This is a genomic window from Candidatus Zixiibacteriota bacterium (genome assembly GCA_036397555.1).
In the GTDB taxonomy this organism is placed as follows: Bacteria; Zixibacteria; MSB-5A5; order WJJR01; family WJJR01; genus DATKYL01.
The window spans coordinates 1-17,713 of the sequence record DASWIS010000015.1; the positions used below are offsets into that span (position 1 = coordinate 1).

At 62.8% G+C, this 17,713-nt stretch carries 14 protein-coding genes; all 14 read left to right on the forward strand.

Going from position 1 to position 17,713, the window contains the following annotated elements; translation table 11 throughout:
- The coding region (locus tag VGB22_05895) for a T9SS type A sorting domain-containing protein (protein HEX9750798.1) at positions 1–1,389 on the forward strand (1,389 nt) is incomplete at its 5' end.
- Between the two features lie 51 nt (positions 1,390–1,440).
- Complete coding sequence (locus VGB22_05900; GenBank protein ID HEX9750799.1) at positions 1,441–2,484, forward strand: DUF5683 domain-containing protein; 1,044 nt, start codon at positions 1,441–1,443, stop codon at positions 2,482–2,484.
- An 8-nt stretch (positions 2,485–2,492) separates the two neighbouring features.
- Positions 2,493–3,299: a hypothetical protein gene (locus VGB22_05905; GenBank protein ID HEX9750800.1), complete on the forward strand. Its 807-nt coding sequence runs from the start codon at positions 2,493–2,495 to the stop codon at positions 3,297–3,299.
- 256 nt (positions 3,300–3,555) lie between these two features.
- Positions 3,556–4,545, forward strand: coding sequence for an NHL repeat-containing protein (locus VGB22_05910; GenBank protein HEX9750801.1), 990 nt, complete (start codon positions 3,556–3,558; stop codon positions 4,543–4,545).
- A 7-nt stretch (positions 4,546–4,552) separates the two neighbouring features.
- Entirely contained in the window at positions 4,553–7,903 is a 3,351-nt protein-coding gene (locus VGB22_05915; protein ID HEX9750802.1) for a hypothetical protein, read from the forward strand.
- A gap of 383 nt (positions 7,904–8,286) precedes the next feature.
- Positions 8,287–9,480 carry a hypothetical protein gene (locus VGB22_05920; protein ID HEX9750803.1) on the forward strand — a complete coding sequence of 398 codons (1,194 nt, stop codon included), beginning with the start codon at positions 8,287–8,289 and terminating at the stop codon, positions 9,478–9,480.
- A 2-nt stretch (positions 9,481–9,482) separates the two neighbouring features.
- Positions 9,483–10,364, forward strand: coding sequence for a UbiA family prenyltransferase (locus VGB22_05925; GenBank protein HEX9750804.1), 882 nt, complete (start codon positions 9,483–9,485; stop codon positions 10,362–10,364).
- 66 nt (positions 10,365–10,430) lie between these two features.
- Positions 10,431–11,351 carry a hypothetical protein gene (locus tag VGB22_05930; GenBank protein ID HEX9750805.1) on the forward strand — a complete coding sequence of 307 codons (921 nt, stop codon included), beginning with the start codon at positions 10,431–10,433 and terminating at the stop codon, positions 11,349–11,351.
- Between the two features lie 48 nt (positions 11,352–11,399).
- Positions 11,400–12,386, forward strand: a complete 987-nt coding sequence (locus VGB22_05935) for a MoxR family ATPase (protein HEX9750806.1) — start codon at positions 11,400–11,402, stop codon at positions 12,384–12,386.
- A 1,010-nt stretch (positions 12,387–13,396) separates the two neighbouring features.
- A complete protein-coding gene (locus VGB22_05940) occupies positions 13,397–14,275 on the forward strand; it encodes a DUF58 domain-containing protein (GenBank protein HEX9750807.1) in 879 nt (292 codons plus the stop codon).
- A 14-nt stretch (positions 14,276–14,289) separates the two neighbouring features.
- Positions 14,290–14,484, forward strand: coding sequence for a twin-arginine translocase TatA/TatE family subunit (locus VGB22_05945; protein HEX9750808.1), 195 nt, complete (start codon positions 14,290–14,292; stop codon positions 14,482–14,484).
- 11 nt (positions 14,485–14,495) lie between these two features.
- Positions 14,496–15,593, forward strand: a complete 1,098-nt coding sequence (gene corA / locus VGB22_05950; GenBank protein ID HEX9750809.1) for a magnesium/cobalt transporter CorA — start codon at positions 14,496–14,498, stop codon at positions 15,591–15,593.
- Between the two features lie 130 nt (positions 15,594–15,723).
- Positions 15,724–16,716, forward strand: coding sequence for a hypothetical protein (locus VGB22_05955; GenBank protein ID HEX9750810.1), 993 nt, complete (start codon positions 15,724–15,726; stop codon positions 16,714–16,716).
- Positions 16,713–17,711 (forward strand): VWA domain-containing protein, encoded by a 999-nt coding sequence (locus VGB22_05960; protein ID HEX9750811.1) that lies wholly within the window; start codon positions 16,713–16,715, stop codon positions 17,709–17,711. The genes VGB22_05955 and VGB22_05960 overlap by 4 nt, the downstream gene beginning before the upstream one ends.
- The last annotated feature ends 2 nt before the right edge of the window (positions 17,712–17,713 follow it).

Sequence of the window (17,713 nt, forward strand, 5' to 3'; positions counted from 1 at the left end):
TTCCCGGTCGCCATCGGTGAAGACGACGGCAGCGACTGGTTGTCGCCGCCGATGATTATGCCCGTTGAGGGCGAAGCGGCGTGGATGGCCGCCATCACGCGCAACGGCCGCGTGCATCGCTGGGAGATGATCGACCGTGACACTGATGGACTGTTTGATCTCTCGGAGGTCATCACGACATCGCGCGACCCGGTCGGCGCACCCATCATCTGGGACAACGCTGTTGTCGGTCCCAGCCGCATTTTGTTCGTGCCGTTGCAGGACGGGTCCTACGACCTGATCGGATTGCGCAGCACCTTCCACCAGTTCAACCTGACGGGCCGCGGCACGATTCGCGGCGCCGCCGGACGCAATCAGAACGAAGCGCGCGCCGTGTACCGTGACGGCGACGTCTGGCGCATCGGTAGCATCGGCGCGGGCGGACCGGTCGTTGATGTCACGGCCGACTCGCTGTTGATGCCGGTCTTGGGCGATCTGGATCGCCGTGACGATCCGGCGTCGCTCGAAGTGGTCGTCGCCGATGCCGGCGGACAACTCTTCGCGCTCGATCGCAATCTCGACCCGCTGGCGGGGTTTCCACAAGTCTTGCATTACCATCCGATCGCGCCGCCGATTTTAGCCGACATGGACCGCGATGGATACCTCGACATCATCGTTCTGGGCGACGACGGCATGACGTATGCCTATGCACACAATGGCGCCCTGGTCCCGAATTTCCCCATGCCGACCGGATTACCCTATCGGCCCGAGTTAGAATCGGTTTCACCGTTGGCGGTTGATTTTGGCGTCGAAGGATTCCTGTCGACCGTGACCGGAGGAGCCGAACGCCTGCTGTACAGTCGCGACGCTACGGGAGCCGAAACAGAGGGGATGCCGCGCGCCTTGGGAAACAGAGTGACCGGTTCAGCCGCCTGGGCGCAGAACACTGCAATAGATCAGTCCGGTGTTTTTGTGCGCTGTGCGGATGGGTTCCTCTACGGGTTTGCGGCGCCGACGCCGGGGCCATCGCCGTCGACGGCGACCTGGCCGATGTCGCGGCGCGACGCGCGCGCTGCCGCGACCGTCGATACCGATGATCTCGGGCCCATCGATTTGCCCGCCGGTTTCTTCCTGGAGGAACGCGCCTTCGTCTATCCCAATCCCGCGCGCGATGAGGCCATTGTGCGCTACTGGCTCGGCGACGATGCCCGGGTGACTATTTCGATCTACGACCTGGCGGGCAATCGCGTCAATGAGTGGAGCGGCAGCGGTTCCGGCGGCGTCTACAACGAATGGACCTGGGAATGTGCCGACGCCGCATCCGGAGTCTACTTCGCCCGATTGGAGGTCACGCCCAAAAACGGCGGCGCGGCCGAACAGGTGCTCTGCAAGTTGTCGGTGATCCAATAGTATGCAATGACAGGGGGCCGATCGAACGTGATGACAATGAGGAGGACATACGTGGGACATCGATTCTTTGTACGGCAACGCAGACTGATCATCGGCACGGCATGCGCCATCGGCATCATGCCCTGGGCCGACGGACACGGCGCGGCCGACGAGTCATCGGGAATCATGCTCGATGCGCTCGCCCCGCGCGTCACCATCAGGGACATGTTCGTCAATGGCCTGCCGTCCGACTCCGAACTGGCGGACGGTGGATTGCCCATGTATGCACAGGACGATCTCGGGCTGGGTGACGACGACGAAGCGATCGACGTCTTCGCCGTCCGGAAGAAATCCCCGCGCCGCGCCTTCCTGCAATCGTTCCTCATCCCCGGCTGGGGACAGTGGTACACCGGCAACCGCTGGAAACCATTCCTGTTTCTCGGACTGGAAGTCGCCGGCTGGTACGGCGTCAGCCACTTCCATGCCAACGGCAACGACATCGAAACCGAATACAAAGCGTTCGCCGATGAGCATTGGGACGACGAAAAGTATCTGTTCGGGCTCTACGAAGTCTATTATGACAACAATCCGTCCGTGATCGACCCCGACGATTCTCTCGATTATTACATGGATACGATCACCTACACCTTTGTCGATGAGGTCGGCGGCGACAGCGTGCTCATCAGCCAGGTATTCTCACACCACGCGTTCTTTAAGTCCGACGGCAGCAGTGTCGAGGAAGACGAGTACTACGAAAACATCGGCAAGTACCACCAATTTAACTTCGGGTGGGACGACTACCCGGACATCGGCGAGCCGGGATTCCCGGATGACTGGCAGGTGGACACCAGCGAAGTCCGCTACGAAAGTCCCAATCGCAAGGCCTACACGCAGCGTCGCGCCGATGCCAACCGCGAATTCGAAAAAGCGTCGAAATTTCTCATCGCCGTCGTGGGCAACCACCTCGTAGCGGGCATCGAGGCCGCGCTGTCGGCCCGACGGTACAACAGAACTGCCGACCATTTCGGCAGTCGGTTGGAGCCGAAGATGCGTTTGGTACGGTCGCCCGCGGACGGAAACTTCTACCCAAAATTCATTGTGACCTATAAATTCTGAGAGTGGGTATGCCGATCGCTCAGCGGACAAATCGCACCATAGCCGGAGTCTTGTGTGCCGTCCTCACTTTGGTCGTGTGCGGCCCGGCTTGGGCTGCCGGTACCAAGGAAGGGATTCGGGCGTCGGAGCCGCTCAGCGTCGCGCAATGGATGATGCAGATCCCCTCGGCCGACCGTTGGGCGCCCTCAGAACGCATGTGGGCGCAGAGCTTCGGAGAATTCGATGACGACTCCGACCGTGATGTCGTCAGCGTCTCCCGCGCCGTGCTCTATTCGGCGGTCCTTCCCGGGGCCGGGCAGTGGTATGTCGGCAGCAAACGGCGCGCGTCGATATTTCTGGCGACCGACGCTCTCGCGTGGACCATGTTCGGTTACTTCAAGACGGTCGAGGGCATCAAGGAGCGCGATCACCGGCGTCTGGCGCAGGTCCATGCGGGCGTCGATCCCTCCGGCAAAGACGACGAGTTCTACCGCACCATTACGTTTCATGCATCCCGCGATGAATTCAACGTCGATCGGGCGCCGTATCAGGATGCGCTGCCCACGACCGACGCATGGGATTGGCACTGGGACTCGGCGGAATCGATGAACCAGTACCGCACGTTGCGCAACCAAAGCAACGAGGCGAACAATCGCGCCACGTTTTCGCTCGGCGCGGCTCTGGTCACGCGCGTCGCCGCGGCGCTCGACGCCTGGCGTCTGGCGCGCAATGTCAACCGTCAGGCACGGATGGAACTCGGCTGGAAACTGCATGTCAAACCCAAGCCCAGTCTCGACGATCCCAGTCTCATCGTTCTGATCGGTCGAAAATTCTAAAGGCAGTTTCATAACCCGGAGATGCGGCGGCACCCGCCCTCGGGTGACGCCTCTTTTCGCCACGCGGGAGCACGCGGCAGGCACATACGAGTGCGGCGATACAGGGTTATGCAACTGTCTCCAATCTGTTCCGTCTGCGCTGTTCACTCCTGCGTCTCTCATCCTCCGACACTCAATACGTGATTTTCCCGGTTGCCAATCGGGCCGGCGGCAATTCACTTGGGGTGTCATGCCGCACCATCGGACCATCGCCGTCATGAGTTCGGCCTGCCTGATCGCCGCATGGGGGATGCTGTTGCACGGCTGCGCGACGACGGCGCCCGGTCAGGCCGGCGGCATCGGACCGCGCACCCAGTTGGCCGTGGTGACGATTATCGATGAACAGTACATACGTTCGCTCGCCGGCAGTGCCTCAACCGTCGGTAACGACTTAAGTCCGGACATGCGCCCGGTCTCGGTCGCGCCACACACCGACGGCGGCGCCGTGGTGTTAGATGCCGATGGACGCCTGCTGGTGGACATCCGCGATTCGGCATCCGCGCGCTCGACCGGCACTCCACTGCGGATCTCACCCGCGCAGAGTCGTGAGCCGGTCTGTGCGCGCATCGATGCGTTGGGTCATCTGTATCTCTGCGATGCCGCCGACCGCCGCATTCTGATCTTCGACTCACAACTGCGCCCCCTCGAACGCATGCCGGAACTTCCGTTCGATGCCCTCGGTCTGGCCGCTGGCCGTCTCGGCGGGCTGGCGCTGGGGCCGACGGGGGAGATGTACATCGCCGATCAGACCAATGGGCGCGTGTATGAACTGGATGCCGCCGGCGGCTTCGTCCGCACCCTCGGCGACGGCGAGCAATTGTGGGCGCGACTGCAGCGTCCGATCGGTCTGGCCGTCGGCCGACAGGATCGCGCCGTGTACGTCTGCGACGCCGCCCTGGGATGTATCGTTGTCTTCGAGTCGGATGGTTCGCCGCGCGCCGTGTTGGGGGGCGGTCACCTTAAGGAGCCGGTCGCCGTGACGATCGACGCGCGCGGCCGGTGCATCGTCGCCGACCGCAAGGCCATGACACTGGTTGTGCTCTCGCGTCATGGCGAGTTGGAGCGCACAATTGACGGCGCCGATCTGGATGTGTCCCCGTTCGGCGGCCCGACCGACGTTGTTCTGAGCGATTCGACCCTGTGGATTGCCGACCCGCCGACCGGACGCGTGCTGCAGGTCCGGCTGCGCGAACCGACCGGCGATTGAGACGCCGATGCAATTCATTCCCCGACGTCTGCGTGCACCGTTCTGGCGATGTCTTGTGCTGACGGTTGCCGCCTGCGCCGCCTCGTCGGCGGTGCGCGCTGCGATCGTGGACGACTCCGTGACGATTCACGGCAATGGCACCAGCGGCCCCTATTTGCTCAGCGGCTATTTCATCCTCGTCGGCAGCGACACAGTCCGGTCCGCCGATTCGATTCTGTCGCGCGATCGCGACTACGCCATCGACTACAATGCCGGCCGCATCACATTCGACCATCCCGTCAACGACACCGACTCGCTGCGGGTCGTGTTCCGGCGTCTGACATGGCGTGTCCCCACGCGGGTGCAGCTAAAACCGGACGAGCACAACGGCGCCGGAAACGTGCCGGTCAGCGCCGCACTCGCCTCCGCTTCCGATGTGCAATGGGCGGATCCTCCCGCTGCACGGCGAGCCGACAATCCGGCCGTACCGGGGGTGTCCCACATTGAGTGGGAGGGCTCCAAGTCGTTTGCCCTCAGCGCCGGAAGCAGCAATAACAACGGCATCCGGCAGGGACTTGAGCTCGCTGTCCGCGGTCAATTGACGCCCGGACTGCAATTGCGCGCCGGGCTCAGCGACCGCACGACCAGCGCGATCGGCCGATCCGGAACGAGCCGACGCGACACGCGCCTGGATGACCTGGAACAAATCTTCGTGGAAGCCCAATCGGAGCGATTCGAAGGGCGTTGGGGGGAACTGTCGTTACCGAGCCGCAACAACGGCCCCGGCGCCGGGCAACGTCGCGCGTCCGGCTTGCGCGCGTCGTACACGCCCGATTCGCATCGCATCGGCGGATACATCGCGCAGGCCCACGGTCGCCGCTCTGAGCACCGTCTCGCTTTGCGTTCCGGCGAATCGGGACCGTACCCTCTCTCCAGCCAGGTGTTCACTGGGCCCATCATCTCCGGCAGCGTCGTCGCGTGGCTCGATGGACGACGGCTGACCGAGGGACCCGGTGCAGACTTTGTCGTCGATCCGGAACGCGGCACACTCTCATTTTCACCGTTATTGGCCATCCGGTCGACTTCGATCGCGCTCGTCGAGTACGAGCAGGCGCTCGATGAGTATCAACGATTGCTGTCGGCGGCTGCCTGGGATTGGGAGGCGGGACGCAACCGACACTCACTTTCTGTTGCCTGGGAGGCGGAGAATGGCTCGCGCCCGCTGTTCGGTACGCTGAGCGATGCCGAGCGCCGAATGCTGGCCGAGAATCCCTCAGGCACCGTCACCAGCTCCGCCGCGCGCAACGTCGGCGCCAACGACGGCGACTACCGACTCGATGTGTCCGCCGGCGATTCGGTGTTCGTCTATGTCGGTCCCGAAAACGGCGACTGGACCGTTCAGTTCGAACGCGTCGGTCAGGGGACAGGACGGTATCGGCATGTTATCGGCGAAGTCTTTGAGTATGTCGGTCCCGGAGCGGGCTGGTACGAACCGACTGCGACTCGCTCCGCCCCGACCGGTCTGCTGCGTCTGGACGAATCGCTGTCCCTCTCCCTGAAGCAATGGGGTGCGGTTGCCTTCGATTGGCGCGGGGACGCGTTCGATCCGAATCGGTTCGCATCCGGCAACACGCAGTTTCGTTCCGATCATCGCCTCGCATGGACAGGAGGCGACACGCTCGGCCGATTTGGTGTTGCCGCCGAATGGCGGCATCGCGCCGATCACGCCGACGATGCCGAGTACACCGCCGGGGAGGCGCTGCGCCAGTCATCGGTCTGGCGGCTCGATCCGATGATCGGCCGCGCCGCCGGCGACGAGTATTCCGCCTCAACGACGATTCCGGTCGGGAAGCCGCTGCGTCTGGCCGGTGGCGGCGGACTTCTTGAGGGGCGAACAGTCGACGGCTGGCGCAGTTTTTTCAATCCACAACTCACACTCGGTACGGCGGTGACCGCCGACTATTCGGTTTCCGAGCGCCATCTCAGTGTGTCCAATCAGCAGCCGTCGGCTGACTGGGGACGCGATCAGCAGGCCGTGCTCAACCTGCGTCCCTCGGTCGCGCGCATCGAAGCCGGGTGGAAACAGCAGGATTACCGGACCGGCCGACAGCTCATGTTCCCCGGAGCCGACTACAGCGCGGCGCAGTGGGTCTCGCTGGCGCGCTGGGGAATCACCGCGACACGTCACTGGGACAAGACGCTCGACACCGTCGACGCATCCCCGCACTATGGCCGCGAGTGGCGCCTCAGTATGCCGCTGAACGTACTCGGCGCGGCCGCCGGAAGCGATCTGTCCGTCGCGCGCGGTTCCGAACAGAGTGGTGGGGAAGATGCGACGCCGTATTACCGCGGACGCATCCTGGGCCGATGGTCCGTGGCCGGCAATGCCGACATCCAAACCGACCTCGAGCTCAATCGCGGACGGGTCGGCACACAGCGCGAGGTGTTCATTCCCACGCGCCGGGGCGCAGGCGAGTACCGGCTCGAGCGCGGCGAATACATCCCCGATCCCAATGGCGATTACCGTCGTCTCATTGTCGAGGAGGAATCACAAACGCGGCGCGCCTATGAAAGCCGCCGCCGCTGGTCGGCGAATTGGCGCCCGCGAATCGGCACGGTCCGCCTCGATCTGCGCGCGCTCCGCGAAATCAACGCCCGCTACGCACCCAATCAGTTTCGTCCCGATGTCTGGCTGCTCCCGTGGCAGGAGATGTCCGACGCGGTCTTGCCCGGCGGATTCCGCTCGACGCTCGATCATCACGCGGTCACAGTCTATCCGGATGCGGCCAGTCAAATCGAGTGGCGGTTGTTGCGCGATCTGCGCACGACCGTCGCCGGCCCATCGGACAACGGGCCCGGATCACGAAGCCGCCGCACGACCGCGCAACTGGGTATGCGACGGCAGCTCGACCGCGCCTGGTACGCCGCGGGGCGAATAGAACTTGATAACACCCGTCGCTCCGGAAACGCCGGCCTCACGATCGATGCCGATGCCACGACCTTCGCGGCATCGCTCGGCTTGAAGCCCTCATTCTCATCCGCTCTCTCGATTGAAGGACGGCGACGGCTCGACAGCGACCATCACACAGAATCCGCAACCGGTTTGTGGGGCGTCATCCCCGAGGCGCGGCTGCGGTTTGGTCCATTCTCTGCGAATGCCATCGCCGATCTCACATGGGTCCGGGCGCGATCGGGCGACGCTCCCCTCTCGGCGCTGTTGGCACAGGGGCGTCCGTATGGATTTTCCGTAACGCACAATTGGGATGTTCGCTGCGAACTCCCGAAACGAGTAACGCTAAAATTGAAGGTCTACGGTGATCACCGTCCCCGCGATGCCGACCGCTGGGGCATGATGGTGGAATCAATCGCGCGCTTTTGAGCACCGGTGCCCGACTGAATGGCGGATGGCCGATGAAAGCAGTGTCGCAACATATTGTGGTGTTAGCTATTACAGCCGTCGTATCAACTGTTACTTTGATCGTGAACCCGGCGTTTGCCGGTACGATCTCCTCACGGCGAGCGTCGATTCACGACACGATGCGCGTGACAGAGATTCGATTGCTGTGGGATCGACCTGTGCATGAGTCCGTGCGGGATGACATCTCGGAGCTTGCGAGCGAAAGGATTCGTAAGCCGTTAACGAATGATGGCTTATCGGATCTCCTTCACGCAATCCTTTCATCACTCACTGACCGAGGATACCGTCGCGCTGCAATTGTCCCCCACGACTTTGTCGAGACAGGCGACGCGTTTGAGTTCTCCATGTCAATCAACCCGGGATCGATTCACACGATTGCCGCGTGGCGATTCAGCGGCTTGAACCGAACCGATACGACCTGGCTGGCGAAGGTGCTCGACCTGCCGTGTGGCGTGACATGGAGCAACTCCCTGCGCTCGCAAATCGAACGACGCATCCACCGCATCTCGCATCTGTATCTGTCCGGCGAGCCGGGAGTCATCGGCGACAGCGACGACACCTGCATCACCATCGAGCTTCCATTTGCCGAACGTGCGACGGCGCTGGCCGACGGCGCGCTCTCGCTCGGCAGTGGTTCGGCCAGTCAAGACCTCAATGGCAAACTCTCGCTTGAGATGCTGGGTCTTTTTGGGCGCGATCGTTCACTGGGACTCAACTATGAACATCCGCGGCCCGAGGAATCACTGTTGCGCTTCCGATTCTCCGAGCGCGGCATCTTCGGCTCACCCTGGTCATGGCGTCTGGCCCTTGAACAGCTCGACCGGCTTGATCACCGCCGCAGTATCGAACTGGGCGCCTCATACGGCGGAGTCGCCATGGACGGGTGGCGCATCGAAGGCGTCGGACGACTCGCCCAGATTACACCGGGGCGCACGGGTATCCGCGCGACCCGGACACAGGAAGCGACCTTCGGTTTGTCCAATCGTCCCGACCAGCGACTGCCGCTGATTTACGTCAGTCCCGGACTGTACGTCAGTGCTCATGCCACCTGGTCGCATGCCCGGAGCGGTTTGGGTGCCGGGACCCTCGATGAGCCGCAGTCGATCGCGCGGCTGCGCACCGATCTGCGGGCCGCCCAGGTCATCGCGCTCAATCGGAGATGGCGCCTGCGATTCGACGGCGTTGGCCGTTGGTGGCCCAGACACGAACAACTCGTTGCCGGCGACGAATGGTATCTTGGCGGCGAGGGATGGCTGCAGGGCTACAGCGACCGTGATGTCGTGGCCGCATCCGGTTGGGTGCTGGTCTCCGAGTTGATGTGCGACCTCGCGCGTGAGGTGGCCGCGGCCGCCTTCGCGGAGACGGGACTCCTGACCGGGTTCGCCGCACCGGACGGCAGGACCGTGCGCCCATCCTCCTATGGAATCGCGATCATGCTGCATTCGCGACAACGGTACGGTCGGCTCCAGGTCGCCTGGCGCGATGGCGCTGCCTGGGGCGACGGGCTCATCCGCTTGAATGTGTCCCACGGCTGGTGACAATGCCGACAGCCGATGCACGAATGTCACCCCGCAATACGGCAGCGGCCTGGTGGTCGCTCATTCGCGGCGGCAATGTCCTGATGGCGGGTGCGGCTTCACTGTTGGGTCTGGTTCTGGCTGCCCCCAATGACATTTGGCCCCAATCGCTCCCCGCCGTTCTCCCTCCCATGCTGATTTGTGCAGCAGGGTACATCGACAATGACATTTGCGATCGGGCCATCGACCGGCACATCAAGCCCGCGCGCGCGATTGTCAGTGGTCGTGTTCGGTTGTCCGCTGCACGCGCTGCAGCCGGAGCATTTACGATGGCCGGAGTGCTGTTGGCGTCGGTCGGAGGTTGGCCGGCGTTGGTCGCAGTGCTAGTCGTCGTCGCCTGCATCGCTTGGTACAATCGCGCGCTGTCGGCTCGGCCGCTCATCGGAAATGTGGCCGTTGCCGCCATCGGCGCATTCCCGATTATTTATGGCGCGCTGCATGCGCCCCTCATCCATTCCCTGTCGAGGAATGCGGTCCTGTTGGCGGCCCTGACGGCGTTTTGGCTGCATTGGGGGCGTGAGATTCTCAAAGATGTCGTCGATGTCGACGGCGACCGCGTCGTCGGACGGCGCACATTGCCGATCGTGCTGTCCCCCGATTCGGCAACCCGCCTCGCCGGGTTGCCGCTGTTGCTCGGCGCCGTGTCGGCGCTCTGGCTCGGGCTCGGCACGATTATGGCTCCGATTTATCTCTTCGGAGTCTGCGTCACGGTGATTCCGGCGGTATTGCTGGGCGCGGCGCAGTGTGCCTTGAATCCGTCCACGGCCACAGCGTCGCGCTGGGTGGCCGGCGCGAAACTCTCGCTGGCCGGAGGCCTGATCTGGATGTTTTTGGGCGCAACCTGAACGGATGGCCGGCGCTTCGAATCGCTTCGTTGACGCGCAGTATCGCATTCTCTTTCTTCAGCTTCCATGAGCGCCACTCTCCGAGCCGGATGGCCCCTCGCGGTCCTGACTCTCCTCGCCGGCACCCTGCTGTCTGGCGGCTGGCACGCACACGGTCAGAACGAAGACGTGGTCCGCGTGTTCTCTTCGCATGGACGAGTGAGTGTGGGAGATACCGTCGATATCACCATCGAAGCCGGCATTTCGCTGCTCCCCAAGGACGCCGTGTTCGTCGGCGCGGAAGTCTGGCCCGACGCTCACTGGAAACGTGGCGGACAGTCGGTCAGTACTGCCTATCTCCGTGCCATGCGAATGACCAAGTCCTGGACTTTCCGGCTGGTCGCGCAAAGCCCCGGGCTCACCCGCATGCGGCCGGTCGTCTATTACCGGCAGGAAGGCGCGGCGGCGGATCAGCCCCGCGATTCCATCGTGGCCGAATACCTGCGCGTCTCGATCGTCGAACGACCGTCCGGGGGCATCATCCCGTGGATGGCAGTCGGATTCGCAGCACTCATCCTCGCTGCAGCGGTCGGAGTGCTGGCCATGCGCAATCGCCGGGCCCGGACTCGGTCAAAGACCATCCTGACACCGCTGGAGGAGACGCGGCAAATGCTGACAACCGCCGCCGCCAACAGACGCGAAGACCGTGGCCCCCGATACATCGAAGACCTCGAACGAATCATCCTCGGGTATCTCTCGCGCCGTCTGGGGCACACAGTGACATCGGCCACGGCCTCGGATGTCGCCCGTTTGCTCTCAACAACCATCCGGGATCCGGCGCTGACGGCGCAACTCACCGCGCACCTGAAGCGATGCGGAGAACTCCGCTTCAGAGGCGCGCCTGTCGATCTGAATGAGATGGTCGACTTGGAGGAGCAGATCAGGGCCCTGTTGGAACAGCTCGATGCGGCCTGGGTATCATCTGGACCGACCCATGGTCCGTCCTGAGGGCCGGTTTCGTGCGTCACAACACACAGTAACAACCGAGGGTACTGCATGCATCCTGAGATCGAGAAGATTCAACGGGACGTCGAAGGGCAAAGCGCCTTCTGTCGGACGCTCAAGGACGCCATCGGGCAGGTCATTGTCGGCCAGAATCACCTGATCGACCGGCTGCTGATCGCGCTGCTGGCCGATGGTCACATTCTGCTGGAGGGGGTCCCCGGTCTGGCGAAAACACTGTCGGTTCGCACGCTGGCCGATGCCATCCGCGCCGACTTTCGCCGATTGCAATTCACCCCCGATCTGCTGCCCGCCGATTTGCTCGGCACCATGGTCTACCACCCCAACACCGGTGAATTCTCAGCGCGCAAAGGCCCGATCTTCGCCAACATCATCCTCGCCGATGAGATCAACCGCGCCCCGGCAAAAGTTCAGAGCGCCCTGTTGGAAGCGATGCAGGAACGGCAGGTGACGATTTCATCCAGCAGTTACCCGCTGCCGTCACCGTTTCTGGTATTGGCCACCCAAAACCCGATCGAGCAGGAAGGGACCTACCCCCTCCCCGAGGCGCAGGTCGACCGGTTCATGCTGAAGGTGATCGTCGGATACCCGTCGCGCGACGAAGAGCGCGCCATCATGGATCGCATGACCGGGGAACAGCTTCCGAAGGTCCGGCCGGTGGTCACGCCCGAAGAGATCATCGCCGCGCGCGCCGTCGTGCGACGCATCTACATCGACGACAAGGTGAAGGACTACATCGTCAACATCGTCCATGCCTCACGCAAGCCGGAAGCATACGGTCTCGACCTCACCGGGCTGATTGCCTACGGTGCGTCTCCGCGTGCGTCGATCTATCTGAATCTCGCCGCGCGCGCGCATGCCTTCGTCTCCGGACGCGCGTTCGTCACGCCCGAGGACATCAAGTCGGTCGGGCCGGACGTGTTGCGCCATCGCGTGATCGTCACCTACGAAGCCGAAGCCGAACAGGTGACATCCGCAACCGTCGTGCAGCGCTTGTTCGATCATGTCGAAGTGCCATAGGAAGTATCGGCCAGGATCGTGGATTTGATCGGATGATCGACTCTGTCAATCAAAAACCGGGAGGGCGAGGCTTCCGCCGAGCCTGTTCTTGAACCCATGAAGCCCGTTGGCTGGAACCAACCCCGCAAGCGGCCGGCGCACGGCGTGATTCATTCATCCGCCAAACCGACGGTTGTCTTCCTGACGGTTTGCACACGAGGCCGCGCAAAGTGGCTCGCAGACGACCAGGTTCACGATCACGTGCTCACGGCATGGGGCAGTGCGAGTGGCTGGCGCGTGGGACGGTACGTGTTGATGCCCGATCACGTTCACCTGTTCGCAGGATGGGTTGGCGGGAGGTGGACTCTGGAACAATGGACCAGATACTGGAAGGCCATATTCTCGAGAATTCATCGCAATCCCGATCATCGTTGGCAGACCGATCACTGGGACACGCGCATGAAGAGCCGCAATCAGTTTGAAGCGAAGTGGGAGTACGTCAGGAATAATCCGGTCCGCCACAATCTGATAGCACGGGCAGAAGAGTGGCCGTATAGCGGCATCGTGTGCGAGTTCGGACCGTGGTGAAAAGGCAGGCTCGGCAGAAGCCTCGCCCTCCCATGCGCAATCCATCGTCTATGTGTTACATTTGCATCCGACAGTTATTGGAGTCTCTCGATGTTACTTTGAGTCACGTTGCCTGAGGAGGAGAGGGAGAGGCACCCCCGCCTGAATCATGAATCGACATCCAACCATCGACCGGGAGGGCGGGGCTTCTGCCGAGCCTGCCCCACGAACCGCAATCACGCACGATCGGGAGGGCGAGGCTTCTGCCGAGCCTGCCCCACGAACCGCTATCGCGCACGATCGGGAGGGCGAGGCTTCTGCCGAGCCTGCCCCACGAACCGCAATCACGCACGATCGGGAGGGCGGGGCTTTCGCCGAGCCGGTCTTATGATTGGGAGACAAGACGACACTCGGGAGGGCGGGGCTTCTGCCGAGCCCGCCTTTCAATTGTCCGGTCGATAGCCATGCTCCCCAAGGAACTCATCGCCCAAATCCGACGGATCGAGATTCACACCAATCGTTTGGTCAACGATTTGTTCGGCGGCGAATACCATTCGGTCTTCAAGGGGCAGGGCATGGAATTCGAAGAAGTGCGCGAATACCTCCCCGGCGATGATGTCCGCCTCATCGACTGGAATGTCACCGCGCGCACGGGCACGCCCTTCATCAAGAAGTTCCGCGAGGAACGCGAGCTGCTGGTCATGCTGCTGGTCGATTTGTCGGCGTCCGGACGTTTCGGCACAATCAACCGTGCCAAAAACCAGGTGGCCGCCGAGACGGCGGCCGTCCTCGCGTTCTCCGCGATCAAGAACAACGACAAAGTCGGGATGATCGTGTTCACCGATCAAATCGAACTCTACATTCCGCCGAAGAAGGGCCGGTCGCACGTCCTGCGCCTGATTCGCGAGATTCTCTATTTCGAGCCGCAGGGAAGGGGGACTAATCTCACGGCCGCGCTGGAGTTCTTCGGACGCGTGACCCACCGCAAGTCGGTCGCCTTCCTGATTTCCGATTTTTTCGATGCCCACTATGAGCACCGGCTGATGGTGGCGCACCAACGCCACGATGTCATCGCGGTCGTTGTCGAAGACCCGCGCGAGCGCACCTGGGCCGATGTCGGGCTGATCGAGTTGGAAGACTTCGAAACCGGACGGCGTACCGTCGTCGATACGGCCGACCGCGCCGCGCGGATGGCCTTCGAGAACCAGGTCAACATGCGCGCCGCGCGCCGCCGCAAGCTCTTCGATTCGATCCGGCTCGACAATGTGGCGCTGTCGACCGACAGGCCGATAGCCGACGGATTGATCGCATTCTTCCGCCGCCGGGAACGGCGGCGTCGATAGGAAAGGCGGTCGCAATGCTGGGCACTCAAGAGTTGCTGCTCATCCTGGGCGCCGGAATCCTGCTCTTCGGAGCCAAACGCATTCCGGAGATCGCGCGCGGGCTGGGACGCAGCGTCCACGAATTCAAAAAGGGACTGCGCGAAGAGCCGGCGGAGGGGGACAAAGAGCGGAAGGTCGATCAGGAGGACCGCAAGGAACCGCAACCGTGACGTCTTCGGGCATGGGACATCCGCGGCGACGCGGATCCATTGGAGTCAAGCGTATCTCGACGAAACGGGGGCTTCCCCCGGGCTCGGCGGTCTATGTCGGTGAGAAGACCGATGCGCCGATCACCGTCTCGGTCATCGACTACGATGCCGACAACCTGCAGGAGCGCACCGAGATCGCAGCCGATCGGCCGGCAGCGTCGCGCGCGCCTGGAAACGTCACGTGGATCAACTGCGACGGGATCCACGATCCCGCGCTGATCACCCGCATCGGCGAATCGTTCGGCCTGCATCCGCTGGTGATCGAAGACATCCTCAACACCGATCAACGACCCAAGATCGACATCTCCGAGCACTATGTCTTTGTCGTCGTCAAAATGCTCTACCCGGCGCCCGACGACGGGCTGACGGTCGAGCAGGTGAGTCTCGTCTTCGGGGAGGGGTTTCTCCTGTCGTTCCAGGAACGGGCGGGCGATGTGTTCGATCCCGTGCGCAAGCGCCTGCGCGAGGGACCGCGCCGCCGATTCATCCACTCCGACTACCTCGCCTACGCGCTGATTGACGCCATCGTCGATGGTTATTTCCTCGTGCTGGAACAGATCGGCGATCGCGTCGAGTCGATCGAGCACAAGCTCGTTGCGCATCCGACCGCCGAGGACCTGGAAACCATCCACCGCCTCAAACGCGAGCTGGTGGTCCTGCGCAAACCGATCTGGCCGCTGCGCGAAGTCATCGGCGGCATGAGCCGCTCCGAGACGCCGCTGATCGATTCCGCCACCGGCGTCTACATTCGCGATCTCTATGAGCACGCCGTGCAGGTGCTCGATACGGTCGAGACCTACCGCGATATGGTATCGGGTCTGCTCGATGTCTACCTGACCAGCGTCAGCAACCGCATGAACGAGGTGATGAAGGTCCTCACCGTCATAGCGACCATCTTCATTCCGCTGACCTTCCTGGCGGGAGTCTACGGGATGAATTTTTCTCCTGAGGTCGGCGGCCTGAACATGCCGGAATTGCGCTGGCCGTATGGCTACGTAACTTTCTGGGGCGCATCCCTGGCACTGGGCATCGGACTGTTGGTCTTCTTCCGCCGCAAGGGATGGCTGTGATGGACGGCAATCGCACACGCACACGCGGCGTGTGTATAATCCCGTGAGGCCCTCGACAGCTCAATCTGCCGACCGGGTCTCGTTTTGTCGTATGCACCAGACCCTGAGAATGAAACCGTGTCGGCTGCCAATGGCGCTATCCCTGATGGTCGCCGTCCTCGGCCCCGCCGGCGGGGCCGCCGCAGACGCCGATCCGGTCGTCACCCTGTCGATCAGCCGCACCGAGGGCACTGTCGGCGACCAAATCGACCTGACCCTCAAAGTCCGCTATGATCCCGCGCTGCGCATCGTCTCCGTACCGACCGGCCCGTCGCTGGGCGGACTCGATGTGCTGCGCGATTCGCTGGTCTCCGAGGACCGGCTCGCAGACAGCAGCAAGCTCTACGAACGCCGCTGGCGGTTGGCGGCATTCGCCCTCGACACGTTCTGGATTCCGGCGTTGGCCGGAGAACTGGTCGACTCGTCGGGGCAGCGCCATCCGTGGCGTTCCGATTCGCTGCAAGTCGTTATTCACAGTGTGCTGCCTGCCGAAGCCAATCCCGACTCACTTGATATCAGCGGACTAAAGGGTCCCTATGAGGCGCCGGTCCCGATCAGCGCCTGGTGGTATGCCCTCGGCGGATTGCTCCTGACGGCGATGATGGCGTGGCTGGTGTGGCGCAAACTCAGGCGCCGCCCGTCGGAGGCAGATCAACCTGCCGCGCCGCCATGGGAGATCGCGTTTTCCCAATTGAAGGCGTTGCGCACCGGTGTCGACCCCGACGACGACGGTGGGCGCATTTGGTACTTTGGACTCTCCGAAATCCTGCGCCGATATATCGATGCGCGCTACGGCTGGAACACGATCGACCAAACGACGACCGAGATCGCGCGACGTCTCCCCGTGGCCCCCTTCAATGGTCAGCATCGCGAACGCGTCCAGGAATTCCTGCGCCACGCCGACCTGATTCGCTACGCGCGCACCCCCGCCCAACGCGGGCGACCCGAAATCGATTGGGAATGGATGCGCGAGTTTGTCGAGTACACGCGACCGCGAGCGGCCGCTGAGACGACTGTTTCCGGGGCCTCAAGCGAAGGGCAATCGGATGCGACCACCGATCAGCCGAGAGGGGGACCGGCGTGATCGGCATCGACCGCTTTGCCAGTCCCTGGTTTCTCACCGGCGGCGTCATCGTGCTGTTTCTGATCTGGTGGGAATGGCGAGCGTGGCGGCATCGCCCCGCGGCGGCATTCTCCGATCTCGGTCTGATCGAAGGCACGCGTCCGTCGCTGCGCGCACGACTGCGACCGTTGCCGTCGGTGTTGCGCGTCCTCGTCCTGCTGCTGCTCGTGGTGGCTCTGGCCCGGCCGCAGTCGGGGACCGCATCCCGTGAAATCACCTCCGAAGGGGTCGATATCGTGCTGGCGCTGGATGTCTCCGGCTCGATGAAGGCCGAAGATTTCCAGCCGCACAACCGTCTGCACGTGGCCAAAGAGGTCATTCGCGATTTCGTCGAGAATCGCGCCAACGACCGCATCGGATTGGTCGTGTTCGCGGCACAGGCATTCACGCAGTGCCCGTTGACCCTCGACTATGAGGTCCTGCTCAGCTTCCTCGATCAGATCGATTTCGGCATGATCGAGGACGGCACCGCGATCGGCACCGGCTTGGCGACCGCGGTCGCCCGCCTGCGCGATTCGGATGCCAAGAGCCGCATCATTATTCTGCTGACCGATGGGGTCAACAATCGCGGACAGATCGATCCGGTGACCGCCGCCGAAGTGGCCAAAGCGTTGAATGTGAAAGTGTACACCATCGGCGCGGGCAAACCCGGCTCGGCGCGATATCCCGTAGATGATCCGGTCTTCGGCAAACGCTATGTCACATTGCCGAACGAACTCGATGAGGACGTGCTGCAACAGATCGCCGACGCGACCGGCGGCAAGTACTATCGCGCACACTCCGAGCAGATGCTCGAGCGGGTCTATCAGGAGATCAGCACGCTGGAGAAAACCGAAGTGAAGATCAAGGAGTATATCCAGTATCATGACCTCTTCAGCCGGTTCGCCCTCGCGGCGCTGGCGGCCGCGTTCGTGGGAATCGTTCTGGGAGGAACCTGGCTGGGGTCGTTGCCGTAGCA

Bases quoted from the DNA above. Each gene is read 5' to 3' on its own strand.
- VGB22_05905 (HEX9750800.1), top strand. From the start codon at position 2,493: ATGCCGATCGCTCAGCGGACAAATCGCACCATAGCCGGAGTCTTGTGT.
- VGB22_05910 (HEX9750801.1), top strand. From the start codon at position 3,556: ATGAGTTCGGCCTGCCTGATCGCCGCATGGGGGATGCTGTTGCACGGC.
- VGB22_05915 (HEX9750802.1), top strand. From the start codon at position 4,553: ATGCAATTCATTCCCCGACGTCTGCGTGCACCGTTCTGGCGATGTCTT.
- VGB22_05920 (HEX9750803.1), top strand. From the start codon at position 8,287: ATGTCAATCAACCCGGGATCGATTCACACGATTGCCGCGTGGCGATTC.
- VGB22_05925 (HEX9750804.1), top strand. From the start codon at position 9,483: ATGCCGACAGCCGATGCACGAATGTCACCCCGCAATACGGCAGCGGCC.
- VGB22_05930 (HEX9750805.1), top strand. From the start codon at position 10,431: ATGAGCGCCACTCTCCGAGCCGGATGGCCCCTCGCGGTCCTGACTCTC.
- VGB22_05935 (HEX9750806.1), top strand. From the start codon at position 11,400: ATGCATCCTGAGATCGAGAAGATTCAACGGGACGTCGAAGGGCAAAGC.
- VGB22_05940 (HEX9750807.1), top strand. From the start codon at position 13,397: ATGCTCCCCAAGGAACTCATCGCCCAAATCCGACGGATCGAGATTCAC.
- VGB22_05945 (HEX9750808.1), top strand. From the start codon at position 14,290: ATGCTGGGCACTCAAGAGTTGCTGCTCATCCTGGGCGCCGGAATCCTG.
- corA (HEX9750809.1), top strand. From the start codon at position 14,496: ATGGGACATCCGCGGCGACGCGGATCCATTGGAGTCAAGCGTATCTCG.
- VGB22_05955 (HEX9750810.1), top strand. From the start codon at position 15,724: ATGGCGCTATCCCTGATGGTCGCCGTCCTCGGCCCCGCCGGCGGGGCC.